The following is a 16,849-nucleotide window of genomic DNA, read 5'->3' as shown; positions in this document are numbered from 1 at the left end:
TTACTAAGAACTAAAATACGATTAAAAAAACACGTATTTAAAAAAGAAAATCATGAAAATCACAAAATACTTAATTGCATCTTTTATTGCATTATCAATTACAGCTTGTTCATCAGAAGACGAAGAAATAATTACAGGAGAAGGCAAAGTTACCTTAGAATTCGATAATTCTTATTTAACATCAGATTTATTATTAAGCACTGCTTCTTATTCTGCTAATGAATCTGAAGAAATTAAAATTTCTGATGTAAAGTACATTGTAAGTAACATCCGTTTAGAAAACGAAGAAGGAGAGATTTTTACCTATCCAAAAGAAGATTCTTACTTTATTGTAAGCGAAACAGATACAGATTCTCAATTTATAAGTCTTTCTAATATACCTGCAGCAGATTATACAAAAATTACTTTTGGTATTGGTGTAGATCAAGAAAAATATTTAGAAGGCGCAACTGGTCAAGGAGACTTTTTAACCTTAGCACAAGATGCAGGTATGATGTGGTCTTGGCAAGCTGGTTATAAGTTTTTTGTTTTTGAAGGGCTTTACACATCAGACGTAACCACTACAGAAACTGCTTTTGCATTTCATATGGGTAGCCATGGTTCTTCTGTAGACAATTACAAAGAAGTTACTTTAAGTTTAACAAACTCTGCAAGAGTAAGAACAACCTCAACTCCAGAAATTCATGTAGTTGCAGATCTTGCTAATATTTTATCTGGTACAACAACCTTTTTGTTAGACGATGCTGCTCAAATTCATGTAGATGCAGTAAAATCGCCACAAATTGCAACCAATGTTAATGGTATGTTTGTAGTAGATCACGTACATAATTAATCTTTTTTTAGATAACGCAACCAGAATTTATCTGGTTGCGTATTAATTATAAATATGAAAAAAATAATTCTATTTTTTTTAGCAATCAGCTCGTTTATTTCTTGTGATAAAGAGGAAGTTTATACTGCTGTACCCAATTATATAGACTTGCAAGTACCTAGTAATTTCCCGGATTTGGAATATGATTTATCTAAAAACCCTTTAACTAATGAAGGTGTAGCTTTAGGTAAAAAATTATTTTACGAAGGCAGATTGGCTTCAGATAATATTATTGCCTGCGGATTTTGTCATGAACAGGCATCTGCATTTACACATCATGGACACACTGTTAGTCATGGAGTTGATGGTGCAACAGGATTTAGAAACACACAACCTATACAAAATTTAGCATTTTTTACTGAATTTACTTGGGATGGAGCAGCAATTCATTTAGATCTACAACCTATAATACCCATTACAAGCGAAGTAGAAATGAATGAAACCATTCCTTCTGTTTTGGCAAAATTGAGTTCTTATACTGAATATGAACAATTATTTACCAATGCTTTTGGTGATGCAGAAGTTACATCAGAAAGAATGTTAAAAGCACTTTCTCAGTTTATGGTAACTATGATTTCTGGCAATTCTAAATACGATAAAGTTGTTAGAAACGAAGAAAATGCAACTTTTACAACAGCAGAAAGTGAAGGTTTAGAAATTTTTGATAATAAATGCGCCACTTGTCATTCAGGTGCTTTATTTACTGATAAAACTTACAGAAACAACGGAGTTCCTTACAATACAAAATTCCCAGAAGAAGAAGGTAGAAAACGCGTTTCTGGTTACGAATCTGATTTTTACAAATTTAGAGTACCAAGTTTACGAAACGTAGCTTTATCTTTTCCTTATATGCACGATGGAAGATTTGGAACTTTAGAAGATGTTCTTAATTTTTATACAGATGGAATGACCGAAAATGGAGGAATTGTAGATCCTTTATTAGTAAAAAACGATGGCAGTTTAGGTATCGATTTAACTTCGGATGAAAAAACTGCTTTAATTGCTTTTTTAAATACATTAACAGATAATACATTTTTAAATGATGAACGTTTTGCAGAATATTAAAATAAAAAAATCAATAGTATTTTTAGGATTTGTGTTGCTTACTTTTCAAAGTTTTGCAAATCATAATTTTAAAAATTGTTCTAATCACGAGCCAGACTCTTTTGAGTTTTTCTTTTGTGATTTATGCGGATGTTCAACAAGCAGTGGTTCTTTTGGTTTAGGAACTTTAAACAACGCTAGCTTTGTTGGTGTGCGTTATATTTATCAAACATTTGAATCTAAAGATGGTATTTTTTCAAACTCGCCAACAAGCACAGAAAATTTTCATACCTATCAACTTTGGGGAAGATTGCCTATAAATGAAAAATTATATGTGAGTGCCATTTTACCATATCAAGATTTAAAAAGAACTTATACAGACAGAGAAGAAAATATTAATGGTTTTGGAGACGCAACAATAATGAGTTGGTACAAATTTAAGTTTTACAAAAAATTAGATGAAGAAAAGGCTAAATTGTATACAAACGTACAAAAAGAACCTTCAGGACATTCTTTAGAAATTGGTTTGGGAGCAAAATTACCAACAGGTAAATTCGAACAAATTTTAGCAGACAGAGTAAACCCAGGTTTTCAATTAGGAACAGGAAGTTTAGACGGTATTTTGGGACTTGCACATAGTTATGGAGCAGATAAATTTGGTGTAAACACTAGTTTAACGTATTATTTTAAAAATGAAAACAAGAATGAATATAAGTTTGGGAATCAGTTTAGTTATGCTTCTAATTTCTTTTATGCTATTTCTAAAGAAAAATACATGCTCTTACCTTTTGTAGGCCTTTCTGGTAATATTTATGATAAAATTGAACAATACCAAGAAGAAATTCCGAAAACAGATGGTAACGTTGTTAACGGAACTTTTGGTGCAGAAATAACCACCAAAGATTTTATTATTGGGGCAAATTACACCTTACCAATTTCTCATAATTTATTTGGTGGTAATGTTACTCCCAAACAATCTTTATCTATTTATTTAAACTTTAATTTAAATAATTAAGATAAAAAATGATGTAAAAAAAGGCGAGCATTTCTGCTCGCCAATCATCATTTGAATTAAGAACAATTATTCTACTATCAAAGTATATTGTGGTGTTGGATTTAAAGGACAGAAATAAACATACTCTCCTTTTTTAAGAGTAACTTCTTTAGAAGTTTCTTTAGTGTTATTTTTTACTTGTGCAGTAACATAAGCATTTTTAATATGCGCATTTGCATCCGCTTTTGGCGCTAAAACAAAACCTACATTGTGACCAACATTTGTGTTTGCAATTTCAAAAATATAAGTCCCTTCTGATAAGGTAATTTGTTTTTGAGTAAACTCACCTTTTGTTTGTTCTAAAGAAACCGTTTTTACTGCTTCTTTCATCATTTTGTCTTGTGCATTTGTGTTAAATGCAAAACCTAATACTAATACTATTACTGCTACTAATTTTCTCATAATTTCTACTATTTAATTTATTATTTGTTATTTATATTGATAAAGATTCTAATGGTTCTGCAACAGGAAAATCTACAGGAACTTCTGTTGTTTTATGAAAGTAATTGGTAATGGTAATTTCGCCAATTAATAAAATTGCATCTGCTAAATTTCCTTTTGTATAACCTGCTTCGTAAAAGTTTTCTATAGCTTCTTGTGTTGCTGCTCCTCTATGAATTGCAACTGATTTTGCAAATTTTGATAAAGCATCTAATTTTGAATCAAAAGAAGCATTACCAGTTCTTAATTCTATGATTTGTGCATCTGTAAAACCGTTCATTTTACCAATTGCAGTGTGTGCAGACAAACAATAAACACATTCGTTTACTTGACTTACAGCTAAATTTATTACTTCTTTTTCTTTCGCAGAAAAGCTTGTTTTTCCTTGACCGAAAGCTAAAAAGTTACCTAATGCTGTTTCACTGTGTGCAAAAGATGCGTATAAATTTGGCACAAAACCCAATCCTTTTTCTAATTGATTAAATATTGCTTGGTTGTTTTCTGATACTTCGTTTTTTGTTGGTACATTAAATGTGCTCATAATTTCTATTTTTTATGCTGATATTTTTCAGCGATTGTTTTAACTATTTATTTTTTTTAATTTTATATTGTTAGCTTTTACACTCACAAAGTTGTTGTTCTGGACTTTGCTCATCGTAAGTTTGGTAGCCCCAACAATTAGGACATTGTGTACTTTCTATTGTTTTCATAATTTTTATTTTTTTAGTTGTTACTGATTGATACTGCAAAGATGCAACCAACATTAACCTTTAAAAATGGACAAAAGTTCCTTTGGTTTGGACAGTAAAATTTATTTACTTTAATCTGTCTATTTTGCTTCTTAAATTTCTTTCTGTAATTAAACCTGTATGTTTATCTACTGCTTTACCATCTTTAAAGAAAACCAAAGTTGGTATGTTTCTAATTCCGAATTTTGCTGCTAATTCTTGGTTGTTATCTACGTTTACTTTTTTAATAGTAACATCATCTTTTAACTCGTCTGCTAATTTGTGAATTGTAGGTAATAATGTTTGGCAAGGGCCACACCAATCTGCATAAAAATCTAATAAAACAGTTGGGTTGTTTTTTATAATATCGTTTGCTTGAGTTTGTTCTAATTGTATTTCCATATTTATATTTGTTTTAGGTTCCTGTTAACACAGGAAAGATGTTTTTAATGTATTTAGAAATTATCTTAAAATGATTTGTTTTATTTACACTGCAAAGATGCAACCAAGACAAAGGTTTAAAAATGGACAAAAGTTCCTACTGTTTGGACAAGGAAATAAAGTTGGCAAAAATGCACGCGTGAAGGATTGAACAATTTGTTTGAGCTCTTTTAAAGTTTGATAAAACTTTAAAAAGCGAGTTGAGAAAGCCTGACTTTGTGCTGATGATAATCAGTACAAAGACACGCACAAATTAGTATTAAAATTATACAAGAAATAGGTTTAGTATTCCTTTTTAAATTGAAGTGGAGATTTTGAAATTGCCTTTGTAAAAAAGCGTGTAAAGTAAGCAGGATCGTTAAAACCGAGCTCAAAAGCAATTTCTTTAACGGTTTTGTCTGTGTAAATCAACAAACGTTTTGCTTCTAATAAAATGCGGTTTTTAATAAATTCTGATGGTGTTTTTGCACCCAATTTCTGAAAGTGTTTGGTAATCGATTTTGGCGAAAGTCCTAATCTATTTGCGTAATCTGTTACTGTGTGCATACTTTTAAAATTCTGCTCTACCAACAAACTAAAATCCTTAAATAAACGTGTTTCTGTGTCTTCTTTTATTACGTGATTTTCTTTTTTAATACGTACAGAATTTATAATGAATTGCTTTAAATAGGCTTGCAACATATCATATTGTGCAGTTTCGTTTTGCTGAAATTCTTCTATCAGATTTTCTAAAATATAGTTGAGTTTTTTTGTGTCTTTTTCGCAGGGTTTTACAAAAGGGGTTTCATAAATATTGTTGAATAAAATTCCGTTACAAGCTACTTCTGCATCGTGTGTTTGTATGCAGTAAAAATCTCTTTTAAAAGTTAATTTATAAGCCGTTTTTATTTGTTCTGAATCTACAGTAAAAACTTGGCCTGGTGATAAGAAAAATAATACATTATCTGTAAAAGTGTATTGTTCAAAATCGATATTATAGATTCCACTTCCTTCTTGAATCCAATAAATAGAATAATTATTTTGTTGAATTGAATGATCTATTGTACAGGCTTTTTCAAATGCTACTGTGCTTACCGAAAAAATATCTTTAAAAGAATGTTTAGTGATGTCTTGAACTGCCAAATTTGAGTTTGTTTTGTTTGTTGGTCGTAAAAAGTGATGGAAACTTAAACTCTATTTCGTTAACACTTTCTTCTTCAAATTCAGCAACCCAAAAACCAAAATTGCTGGTAAAACCCAACCCAAACTATGTTTGGCTAAAGGAATTACATTTACAATACCTGTTAAATTTTCTCTTGGGATGATAAACCCTAAAAAATCTGGAATACTAAAAATAAAGGTTACTAAAATTACACCTCTAAACACCAATTTTGATGCGTATTTGTCTGGTACAATATTTAAAATAATCAGCATAATAGTTATTGGGTATAAAAACATTAAGGCTGGGACTGCTATTGTAATGATAAAATCTACTTGATAACTACCCACAAAAATTCCTATAATTGAAGCAATGGCTGCTGTAAGTATGTAAGCCTTTTTAGAATCATTGCAAATGCCTTTTATATAATCTGCTGTACCTGTTACAATACCAACTGCTGTTGTAAAACAAGCCAAAGCCACTAAAATACTTAAAAAAGTAGCACCTAAATTCCCTAAAGTTTGTGTACTTAAACTGGTTAAAATTTCAGTTCTAGAAGCGTTTTCTACAAAGGTTGATGATAACAACGAACCACTTAAAATTAAACCTCCATAAATTAATAATAAACCTGTACCTGCAATAAAACCTGCTTGTCTAATTAATTTTCTTTTGGCATCAAAAGTGGTGTGCGAACTATAATTTAATGAGATAATAATTACGGCTCCTACAACTACACCAGCAATGGCGTCAAAAGTTTGGTAACCTTCTAAAATACCATCTACAAAAGGTTTTTTTAAAGTGGATGGATTTACAGTTCCTTGGGCTGTAAAAGTTACAATTGCAATAATTAGCAATAAAATAATTACAATAATTGGGGTTAAAAACTTACCAATTAAACTAATGATTTTGGAACGATTTACCGCAAAAATAAAAACCAATAAAAAGTAGATAATACTAGTTAAAATAGGTGAGGAATCAAAAAATGGCTGAATTGCAATTTCGTGTGTAACTGCTGCAGTTCTTGGTGATGGAATTGCAACTGCAATAATGTAGATTAAAAAGCAAAAAATGGTACTAAAAACCGGAGAAACTTTTTTACCAAAATCGTATAAAGTTCCTTGTAATTTAGCGTGTGCAAAAATTGCCAAAATAGGAATAGTAACTCCTGTAAGCACAAAGCCTAAAACAACAATCCACCAATCTAAACCTGCTTTTGCGCCCAAACTTGGAGGTAATATTAAATTTCCTGCTCCAAAAAAGAGTGAAAAAAGTGCAAAACCTGCAATCCAAATTTCTTTTGTTTTGTTCATAAATTAATCTATTTTTTGAAGATTTAAATCGTGAAAATCAAAACTAAAATCTGTAATTGGTGCAATATATTTCATAGTTGCACTTTTTGCATTTCCATTTTCATCAAACGTAAAGTTTACAAAAACATCTGCATCAAAACTTCTGTTGTTCCATTTTGCCACATAAGTTGTTTGGTTAAATGGCAATAATTCACCTGTAATATCTGTAGATCTTTTACTTTTTATAGTGTACTTATTATCATCAAAAGAAATAATAACATCACCAAACCAATTGTCTGAATATGTACCTACAATTTGTGATGGTTTTGGTAAATTTTTATTACTTTTTGCAATATCAACTTTCTTATAAATACTTGCTTTTATGCTATCATTATATTGCAAATAGCTGGCATTTTTATCTCCATAGGTTTTTATCCAGTTTCTATTGTCATAACCTAAATAACTATCTTTTATAGTATTTGTAATGGTGTTAAAAGCATTTCCATTCATTTGATTTGTTAGTACAATAATACCCAAATCTAAATCTGGAATCATAGTAAACTGAGTTACTGTACCCAATAAACCTCCTGTATGATACACTTGTTTGTAACCACCTTTTACATCTGTTAAAAACCAACCTAAACCATAACCTTTAAAATTGGAATTGTACAAATCTCCTTTTCTAACTTTTAAAGGTGTTTGCAGTTGCCATAATTCATGAAATTGGTTTGTGCTTAACAATCTTTTTCCTGATGTAGTTACAGCATCATTCATTAAAAAATTAGCCCAAGTTAACATATCTTTTACGTTGCTTACAATACCACCAGCAGCATTTGCAGTTTCACTCCAATCATGAGGTATTTGTATTACTTTACCTTCTGTTCTTGTATGTGCATCAATAATATTTGATTTGTCTGTAACTCTGTTATAAGACGCTTTACTACTTGTCATTCCAACAGGTTTCATAATTTTTGTTTCAATAAACTCTTCCCAAGAAAGACCACTAACACGTTTTAAAACTTCGCCAGCAATAATAAACATATTGTTATTGTAAGCAAATGTGCTTCTAAATGAAGTTTCTGGTTTTAAATATTTTACATTGTTGATAAGGTCTTTTACTTTAAAATCATTTCCTTCAGGAAAAAACATTAAATCGCCTGCGCCTAAACCCATTCCATTTCTGTGTGTAACCAAATCTCTAATCGTAAAATTTTCTGTTACCCAAGCATCATACAACTGAAATTCAGGAATATATTTTCTTACTTTATCATCCCAATTTAGTTTACCTTCATCTACCATCATTGCTAATGCAAAACAGGTAAAACCTTTACTGTTAGATGCTACACCTACTAAAGTGCTTTCGTTCATTTCTTTTTTATTTGTTAAAGAACGAACACCAAAACCTTTTGAATAAACCATTTTCCCATCCTTTAAAATACCTACAGAAATTCCTGGAACATCAAAAGTGATTAAGGTTTTTTGTATAAGTTCATCTAAAGTTTTTTCTTTGATTTGAGCATCAATTTGAATAGAAAAAAACGTTAATAAGAGTACTAAAAATGTGTGTTTGAATTTGAACATAGAATGTTTATTTTAATACTTGAAATATACATATTTTTGTGTGATGCAGAAATCAATCACATTCAAAAACGCAAACATTTCTTTTTCTGATGTAGGAAAAGGAACCCCAATTGTTCTAATTCACGGATTTTTAGAGAATTCCACAATGTGGGATAAAATTACACCTCAACTTTCTAAAAACAATAGAATAATTACAGTTGATTTATTAGGTCATGGAAACTCAGAATCTATTGGTTATATCCATTCTATGGAATTATTTGCAGAAAGTATTAAGGCTGTTTTACATCATCTAAAAATTAATGACTATTTTTTAATTGGGCATTCTTTGGGCGGTTATGTTGCTTTGGCTTTGGCAGATAAAAATCCGAAGAAAATAAAAGGTTTATGTTTAATGAATTCTACTTCTAACGAAGATTCTGAAGAACGCAAAAACCTAAGAACAAGAGCCAATAAAATGGTTCAGAATAGCTTTGAATCTTTGGTAAAAATGTCGGTTGCTAATTTGTTTCATCCAGAGAATTTATCAAAATATAAAAACGAAATTGAAGACGTTAAAATACAAGCCTTAAAAACTTCTGTACAAGGTTATATGGCTGCTAATGAAGGAATGAAAAACAGACCAAATAGGAACCATATTTTAACAAAAAACACATTTAAAAAATTGATGATTATTGGTGAAAAAGATCCAGTTTTAGATTTTGAAGCTTCTATTGATGAAGCTAAAAATACCAATTCAGATTTTGTTGTTTTTCCTGATGGGCATATGAGTCATATAGAAAACACAGCAATTTTGATTGATACATTAACAAATTTTATATAATTATGCTCTTCTAAATAATAAGTATATTTGAAATTATGAATTATGATTCCATAATTAGTTTTTTAGCTGTTCTTATTGTAATCCTATTTTTGTTGTTTTCTGTTTTTTTACTTTCTGTAAAAGCAGAAAAAAAACTAAGCAATCAGCTTTTAGCAGCTTTTTTAATAATTACTGCAATAGATATTAGTGCTTTTTTTTATTATCAAATTATAGAATTACCTCTTGATCTAGAAATGCTAAGAAATAAAATTTCTTTGTTTAAAAATCCGCTTTTATTTTTATATATTTTATCAGTAATTTATTCAAATTTTAAGTTGAAATGGAAACATTTAATTCATTTATTACCTTGGTTAATTACTATTTTAGTACTACTACCTAATTTCTTTTTAGCAGATGATGCTGCTAAAATTGCCTTTTTTAGCAACTATGATAATAATAGTGAAGTACAATTTTTAAGCTATTTTGGTGATGTTTTATCCTTTGCATATTTATGCGCAGAAATCTATTATATTTTAAGATATAGAAAATTATTACTGGAAAATTACACAGATAAAAATGCTTTTAAAAACTATAATTGGTTAAAACAATTATCTATTTTGCTCTTTATTGGGCAAGTAATAACACTTATAAAAGGTTATATTCGAGTAAATTATAATGGTAATGCAATAGATATTATTAGAACTGTAACTTTACTTTTTGGTGTCTTTTTTATCTGTTGGCTGTTTTTAAAGGCTGTAAATTCTCCTAAATTATTTAAAGGTGTAGATGTAGATTTAAAAACATCAAAAGAAATTAAAAACACTGAAATTAAAAAAGTGATAAACCCAAAAATCTCACTCTTAAAAGATTTTATGGTTAATAAAAAACCATACTTAAATCCGTCTTTAACGATTAGAGATTTAGCTTCAGCATTAAAAATGAATTCCAGAGATTTATCTGTTTTAATCAATCAAAATTTAAATCAGCATTTTTTCGATTTTGTAAACGAATATAGAATCGAAGAAGCTAAAAATATACTTAGAAATCCGTCCAAAAAAGAATATACAGTCTTAGAAATTTTATACGAAGTTGGTTTTAATTCTAAATCATCCTTTAATACTGCTTTTAAAAAGTATACAGGAAAAACGCCAACTCAGTTTAGAAAAACTACTTAAAATCAATTATTTAACGTAAAGTCGAACGTTTACAAAACAAAGTCGAACTGATTTCTTTTACAGAAAACAGTTCGACTTTGCGTTTTCGGTCGCACAAAATTAATTTGAATTGCACATTTGTATCATCAAAAACAAAAACGATGAAAACAAATATTAAAAACACATTAATTGTACTTACTTTATTATGCTCAGGAATTTTATCAGCACAAATTATTTCAGGAAAAGTAACTGATAATTTAGATGTTATTCCGTTTGCAAATGTAATTTTAAAAGACAAAACCAATAAAATAGTTACTGGAATTACTACAGATGAAAATGGTGTTTTTGAACTAAAAACTACTAGTGGAAATTATACCTTAGAAATTATTTTCTTAGGATATAAAACTTGGAAAAAAACTATTAAAATTGATAAAAATCTACATTTAGGAACTATTATTTTAGAGGAAAACACACAAGCTTTAAACGAAATTATTGTAAAAACAGAAAAAAGAATTTTAGAAAGAAAAATTGATAGAATGATTTTTAATGTTGCAAAAAGTATTTCTGCTACTGGTGGAAATGGTATTGATGTTTTAAGCATAACTCCTGGAGTTCAAGTTATAAATGGAGCACTTTCTATTTTAGGAAAAGGGGCAACTCAAGTAATGATTAATGGTAGAATTTCTCCTTTACAAGGTGATGATTTAATGAGTTTTTTAAGCGGATTTTCTGCAAGCAATATTCTTAAAATAGAAGTAATTACAAATCCGCCAGCAAAATATGATGCTGCAGGAAATGGAGGTCTAATAAATATAATTTTAAAGAAAGGATTGTTAGATTCTTGGAGAAATGCAACTACAGTTTCTTACAATCAAAACAAGTATAATTTTACCACGCTTGCTAATAATTTCTTTTACAATAAAAATAAACTTTCTTTATCAGCAAGTATAAATGCAACCAAAGGAAGCTTTGAAGGTTTAGAAGGACTATTAATTAATTATCCTAACAATTTTTGGGATATTGACATTAAAGGAAAGAATAAAAAAGACCAATTTTCTGGGCGTTTTTTGGTTGATTATGCACTTTCTGATAAAACTACTTTTGGAATACAATATTTAGGAAACACAAAACAACCAGATATAGTAGGCACAACAACATCAACAATTTTTGACAATCAAAAAAACTTGCAAAGTAGTTTGATAAATACTGGAAACAGAGAGGTTAAGAACAAGAATCATTCTATAAATTTTCATTTAAATTCTGAGTTAGATTCTCTAGGTAAAAGTATTTCTTTAGATGTAGATTATTTTACGTACAACTCAAAAATTAGTCAAGATTTTATTGCAGAAAGTTTTGATGTCAATTACAATTCTCAAGGTATAAATGCAGCAGCATTAAATTTAGCAAATCAAGAAATAGAAAATTTTAATACTCAAATAGATGTTGCTTTTCCTCTTAAGAAAATAAAATTATCTTATGGAGTTAAAGCGAGTTTTACAAATACAAAGAGTAATGTATTCTACTACAATACGCTTTCTGGTAATGAAGTTTTAGACCCAAACAGATCTAATGCTTTTGAATATGAAGAAAATGTATTAGCGGCTTATTTTTCTGGAAATACCAATTTATCTGATAAATTAACATTACAATTTGGCTTACGTTTTGAAGACACAAAAGCCACAGGAATTAACGCAGCAATACAACAAGAAAACCAAAATAACTATAGCAAATTATTCCCTACTTTATATCTTTCTTATAAAAAGAACGAACTTCATAATTTTGGTTTTGCGTATGGTAAAAGAATAAGCAGACCTAATTTTAGAAACTTAAATCCGTTTAGAGTTTATATTAATGACAATAGTTACAGTGTTGGAAATCCGTTTTTACAACCATCTTTTTCAGATAATTTCGAGGTTTATCACCTTTATAAAAACAACTTAAATACTAGTTTTTCTTTAAACATTACTAATGATGGTTTTGGAGCAGTTTTTAATACAGATGCTCAAAATCAAGATCAAATAATTACAAGAGAAAACTATTTTAAAACATTTACTTATATGTTTTCAGAAGGTTTTTCTTACAATAAAATTTCTTGGTGGAAATCTCAGAACAACCTAAGTCTAATGGCATTTGTTACTAAATTTACAAAAGATATTGGCACTAATCCGAAAAACGGAACGCAATTATCTATTAGTTCTAACAATACATTTTCTGTATCTAACAACACAAAATTACAAGTAAATTCTTGGTTTGGATCTAAACACAGTAGAGGTTTATATAGTGTTGGTAATTTATATAATTTATCTTTTGGCTTACAACATCAATTTAAAAATAATGTAAAATTCTCTATATTTTGCAACGACGTTTTTAACACAGCAAGTTTAAGAGATTATGTTTCTGATGTGAATGGGATTAAACAAAATTACAGATCTAATGAAAGCTCTAGAAATATTAGAATTTCACTTTCTTACGATTTTGGAAACAAAAAAGTTAAGGTAAAAAACAGAGCTTTTAGCAATAATGATGAGCAAAGAAGAAGTAATTAATAGGATAATTTATGGCTTCTTTTTTAATACGAACAAAGTTAAAAAAGAGGCAATTATCATCAATATTCCTAAAAAAATATAACTTGTAACTAAGTTACTCCAATTAGAAATTGCACCAAGAATAACTGGGCCAACTAAAAAACCAACAAAACCAATTCCTGATACTATAGATATTGCAAAAGAGGTTTCCAATTCTTTGGTTTTACCTGCAACTCTATAAATTTCTGGTATTATTACTGATAAACCTAATCCTAAAAAACCAAAGCCGATAACTGTTACATATAATTGTGAAACTATAATGAGTAAATAAGCAAAAAAGGCTAGTAAAGTTCCTAAAAGTATGGTTTTTAAAGAACCTAGTTTAGTACTAAAACCATCACCTAAAAATCGCCCAATAGTCATCATTAAAGAAAAAACAATAAAACCTAAACCTGCTTTACTTTCAGAGACCTGTATTACATCAAACAAAAATAAATTACTCCAATGTTCTACTGCACCTTCATTAAATAATACAATAAATGCAATAATAGATAGTATAATAAGTGGTTTAATATTTTTATAAAAAGATTGTTTTTGAGGCTGAGTTTTTATTACATCAACTTGAACATTTTTATAGCTTTTAGATAAATACAAATTAGATACAATTACAAGTACAGAAATGCTAAGCATATGCAAATGCGGGTTAGAAAACTGACTTATATACAAGCTACCTACAGAAGCACCAATAAAACCACCCAAACTAAAAAAACCGTGTGCAGCAGACATAAAATTTTCATTTTCTCGTTTTTCTATGGTTGCTGTTAAGGCATTTAAAGAAACATCTGTAAATGCAGAACACAAACCAACAGTTAATAGTGAGGCACAAAGCAGTATATAATTAGATGCTAATAATGGTAAATTAAAAGCAAGAGCTAATAATATAATTCCTGTTTTTGTCGATTTTCCTAAACCTACTTTTCTATTAATTTTCGGAATAAAAGGTATGGCTATTAACAAGCCTAAAGCTGTAAAAAAAAGTGCGAAACCAATCTCAGCATCATTTAATTGGAATTTAGTTTTTATAAAAGGTATATATAAAATCCAGGTTCCTATTAAAATGTTAATGGAAGAGAAAACCCAAGAAGGTGCCAAAAAAATTAAGTTAGATAGTATTAATCGTAAAGATTTCATTAAAAAATTAGCCTTCTTTTAAACCATTCCAACCTTGCGCTTTCAACTCAATTTCTTGACTTGCTCTCGTAATTAATTGTAAACCTTGGTTTTCTGCAGTTACGTGACCAATAATAGAAAAATTAGGATTTGCTTTTACTTTATCAAAATCAGCAATTGGCACTGTAAATAAAAGTTCATAATCTTCACCTCCACTTAAAGCAACCATTGTAGAATCTAACTCAAATTCTTCGCAAGTAGAAATAACTTGCGGATCTAAAGGCAATTTATCTTCATAAATTTTACAACCTACTTTACTTTGTGTACAAATATGAAAAAGTTCTGAAGAAAGTCCATCAGAAATATCAATCATAGCAGTTGGTTTTACCTCCAATTCTTTTAACAAACCAGCAATATCTTTACGAGCTTCTGGCTTTAATTGACGCTCGATTAAATACGTATAATTATCTAAATCTGGCTGATTATTTGGATCTACTTTAAAAACTTGTTTTTCTCTTTCTAAAACTTGTAATCCTAAATAAGCTGCACCTAAATCACCAGAAACCACAATTAAATCGGTTTCTTTTGCGCCACTTCTATAAACAACATCTTCTTTTTCTGCTTTACCTATGGCTGTTACAGAAATTAAAATTCCTTTGGTAGATGATGTAGTATCTCCACCAATTAAATCAACTTTATACGTATCACAAGCCAACTGAATACCAGCATACAATTCTTCTATAGCTTCTAAAGGAAAACGATTAGAAACAGCAATAGAAACTGTAATTTGCTCTGCAGATCCATTCATTGCATATACATCAGATAAATTAACCATTACAGCTTTATAACCTAAATGCTTTAAAGGCATATAACTTAAATCGAAATGTACACCTTCAATTAATAAATCTGTGGTTACTAAAGTTTGCTTTTCTGAAGCATCTAAAACTGCTGCATCATCTCCAATTGCTTTTAAGGTTGATGCATTTTCAACTTTAAAATATTTTGTAATATGATTAATTAAACCAAACTCACCAAGTTCAGCTAAAGATGTTTTTTGTTGATTTTTGTCTTCTAACATATTGCAAAGATAGGTACATTCTAAAAATTGAGAGAATTAGTTTAACAGAGAAAATGAATAATATTTCAATTTATAATGTATTTTTGATATAAATCTCTTTTGGCAATGAAAAAAACTACATTTATCCTCCTTTTTTTATCTCAAATTGCATTTTCTCAAATACCTTGTACAAACGGATTTTCAGGTAATTATCCTTGTAATGATTACGATTTACTTTCTCATTTTTCTATTACTGAAATTGCAGGTTCTGGAGCAGAAGGCAATGACAGTTGGGGATGGACAGACCCAGATACACAAAGTGAATATGCTTTAATGGGCACAACCAAAGGTGTCACTTTTATAGATATTACAGATCCATTATCGCCAATAATTTTAGGAACTTTAGCAACAAGCACTGTAAATAGTTCTTGGAGAGATGTAAAAGTATACAACAATCACGCTTTTATTGTGAGCGAAGCCAGTAATCATGGTATGCAAGTTTTCGATTTAACAAGACTAAGAAATGTAACAAATTCTCCTGAAGTATTTTTGGCTGATACTCATTTTACAGAATTTGGTACAGCTCATAATATTGTAATTAACGAAGAAAGTGGTTATGCTTATATCGTAGGTGCAAGTAGAAGCTCTACTTACAAAGGTGGTCCTATTTTTATCAATATTCAAAATCCAACCAACCCAATTTTAGAAGGTGGTTTTGGAGAAGGTGGTTATGCTCATGATGCACAAGTTATTACCTATAATGGACCTGATTTAGATTATACAGGCAAAGAAATTTTAATTGGTAGTAACGAAAATGAAGTAGTAATTGCAGATGTTACAGACAAAACAGCGCCTAAAATCATTTCTACAATTACTTATACAGATGTAAGATATGCGCACCAAGGTTGGTTTACAGAAGATTTAAAATATTTTATTTTAGGTGATGAACTTGATGAAATTCGAGTTGGAAACAACACCAAAACTGTAATTTTCGATTTTACAGATTTAGATAACCCTTTACATCATTTCGATTATTATAGTGATGCTGCTGCAATAGACCATAATGGATATGTAAAAAACAACATTTATTATCAAGCAAGTTATACTGCAGGAGTTAGAATGTTAGATATTTCTGATATCGAAAACAAAACAATTACAGAAGTTGGCTATTTTGATACGTATCCAGATAACAACAACACTGCTTTTAATGGGGCTTGGAATGTTTATCCTTATTTCCCGAGCGGAAATATTATTGTGAGTGATATTGACAATGGATTTTTTGTCATCAGAAAAAGTGGAACATTAAGCTTAGAAAATCAGAATTTAGAATTGGGGTTTTCTATGTTTCCTAATCCAACATCAAACAAAACAACTATTAAATCCTTAAATAGTGAATCTATTAAAAACATTAAAGTTTACTCTTTAGTTGGGCAAAAAATAGCGGAAGAAAACAACATAAATAGCACTCAATACGAACTAAATATTGGCAATATTAATAAAGGAATTTACTTTGTTAAAATTAATGATGATTACACCACAAAATTGGTAGTTAATTAA

The 16,849-nt window shown here is 29.3% G+C and carries 15 protein-coding genes; 7 read left to right on the top strand and 8 right to left on the bottom strand.

The window, feature by feature from the left end; genetic code table 11:
* Positions 1-52 precede the first annotated feature (52 nt).
* From KO506_RS07305 to KO506_RS07295, 3 genes are read left to right on the top strand one after another with little or no spacing between them, the layout of a single operon-like run.
* Positions 53-832 carry an MbnP family protein gene (locus KO506_RS07305; RefSeq protein WP_215994244.1) on the top strand — a complete coding sequence of 260 codons (780 nt, stop codon included), beginning with the start codon at positions 53-55 and terminating at the stop codon, positions 830-832.
* A 54-nt stretch (positions 833-886) separates the two neighbouring features.
* Positions 887-1,936 carry a cytochrome-c peroxidase gene (locus KO506_RS07300; RefSeq protein ID WP_215994243.1) on the top strand — a complete coding sequence of 350 codons (1,050 nt, stop codon included), beginning with the start codon at positions 887-889 and terminating at the stop codon, positions 1,934-1,936.
* Positions 1,911-2,930, top strand: a complete 1,020-nt coding sequence (locus KO506_RS07295; RefSeq protein WP_252726814.1) for a hypothetical protein — start codon at positions 1,911-1,913, stop codon at positions 2,928-2,930. The genes KO506_RS07300 and KO506_RS07295 overlap by 26 nt, the downstream gene beginning before the upstream one ends.
* A gap of 66 nt (positions 2,931-2,996) precedes the next feature.
* On the opposite strand, the gene KO506_RS07290 is transcribed toward KO506_RS07295, so the two are convergent.
* The 6 genes from KO506_RS07290 to KO506_RS07265 form a co-directional block, all read right to left on the bottom strand.
* Entirely contained in the window at positions 2,997-3,371 is a 375-nt protein-coding gene (locus KO506_RS07290; protein WP_215994242.1) for a cupredoxin domain-containing protein, read from the bottom strand.
* 31 nt (positions 3,372-3,402) lie between these two features.
* Positions 3,403-3,951 (bottom strand): carboxymuconolactone decarboxylase family protein, encoded by a 549-nt coding sequence (locus tag KO506_RS07285; protein WP_215994241.1) that lies wholly within the window; start codon positions 3,949-3,951, stop codon positions 3,403-3,405.
* Positions 3,952-4,225: 274 nt separating this feature from the next.
* A complete protein-coding gene (gene trxA, locus KO506_RS07280; RefSeq protein WP_215994240.1) occupies positions 4,226-4,540 on the bottom strand; it encodes a thioredoxin in 315 nt (104 codons plus the stop codon).
* A gap of 321 nt (positions 4,541-4,861) precedes the next feature.
* Positions 4,862-5,701 carry a helix-turn-helix domain-containing protein gene (locus KO506_RS07275; RefSeq protein WP_215994239.1) on the bottom strand — a complete coding sequence of 280 codons (840 nt, stop codon included), beginning with the start codon at positions 5,699-5,701 and terminating at the stop codon, positions 4,862-4,864.
* Positions 5,702-5,752: 51 nt separating this feature from the next.
* Positions 5,753-7,027 (bottom strand): branched-chain amino acid transport system II carrier protein, encoded by a 1,275-nt coding sequence (gene brnQ / locus KO506_RS07270; RefSeq protein WP_215994238.1) that lies wholly within the window; start codon positions 7,025-7,027, stop codon positions 5,753-5,755.
* Positions 7,028-7,030: 3 nt separating this feature from the next.
* Complete coding sequence (locus KO506_RS07265) at positions 7,031-8,587, bottom strand: serine hydrolase (protein ID WP_215994237.1); 1,557 nt, start codon at positions 8,585-8,587, stop codon at positions 7,031-7,033.
* Between the two features lie 43 nt (positions 8,588-8,630).
* On the opposite strand from KO506_RS07265, the gene KO506_RS07260 reads away from it, so the two are divergent.
* The 3 genes from KO506_RS07260 to KO506_RS07250 all read left to right on the top strand — a co-directional run bounded on the left by KO506_RS07260 (position 8,631) and on the right by KO506_RS07250 (position 13,086).
* Positions 8,631-9,407 carry an alpha/beta fold hydrolase gene (locus KO506_RS07260; RefSeq protein WP_215994236.1) on the top strand — a complete coding sequence of 259 codons (777 nt, stop codon included), beginning with the start codon at positions 8,631-8,633 and terminating at the stop codon, positions 9,405-9,407.
* Between the two features lie 35 nt (positions 9,408-9,442).
* On the top strand, positions 9,443-10,561 hold the full coding sequence (locus KO506_RS07255) for a helix-turn-helix domain-containing protein (RefSeq protein WP_215994235.1): 1,119 nt from the start codon (positions 9,443-9,445) through the stop codon (positions 10,559-10,561).
* A gap of 140 nt (positions 10,562-10,701) precedes the next feature.
* Entirely contained in the window at positions 10,702-13,086 is a 2,385-nt protein-coding gene (locus tag KO506_RS07250) for an outer membrane beta-barrel family protein (protein ID WP_215994234.1), read from the top strand.
* Between the two features lie 9 nt (positions 13,087-13,095).
* Here KO506_RS07250 and KO506_RS07245 read toward each other — a convergent pair whose 3' ends face one another.
* Together KO506_RS07245 and thiL are read right to left on the bottom strand one after the other, a co-directional pair.
* Positions 13,096-14,256 (bottom strand): MFS transporter, encoded by a 1,161-nt coding sequence (locus tag KO506_RS07245; RefSeq protein ID WP_215994233.1) that lies wholly within the window; start codon positions 14,254-14,256, stop codon positions 13,096-13,098.
* A 7-nt stretch (positions 14,257-14,263) separates the two neighbouring features.
* Positions 14,264-15,313 carry a thiamine-phosphate kinase gene (thiL, locus tag KO506_RS07240; protein WP_215994232.1) on the bottom strand — a complete coding sequence of 350 codons (1,050 nt, stop codon included), beginning with the start codon at positions 15,311-15,313 and terminating at the stop codon, positions 14,264-14,266.
* Positions 15,314-15,418: 105 nt separating this feature from the next.
* On the opposite strand from thiL, the gene KO506_RS07235 reads away from it, so the two are divergent.
* On the top strand, positions 15,419-16,849 hold the full coding sequence (locus tag KO506_RS07235) for a choice-of-anchor B family protein (protein WP_215994231.1): 1,431 nt from the start codon (positions 15,419-15,421) through the stop codon (positions 16,847-16,849).

This window comes from Polaribacter vadi (assembly GCF_018861005.1).
GTDB classification, from domain to species: domain Bacteria; phylum Bacteroidota; class Bacteroidia; order Flavobacteriales; family Flavobacteriaceae; genus Polaribacter; species Polaribacter vadi_A.
Note: the sequence above shows the minus strand (reverse complement) of the source record. Positions and strands in the feature narration are given on the sequence as shown.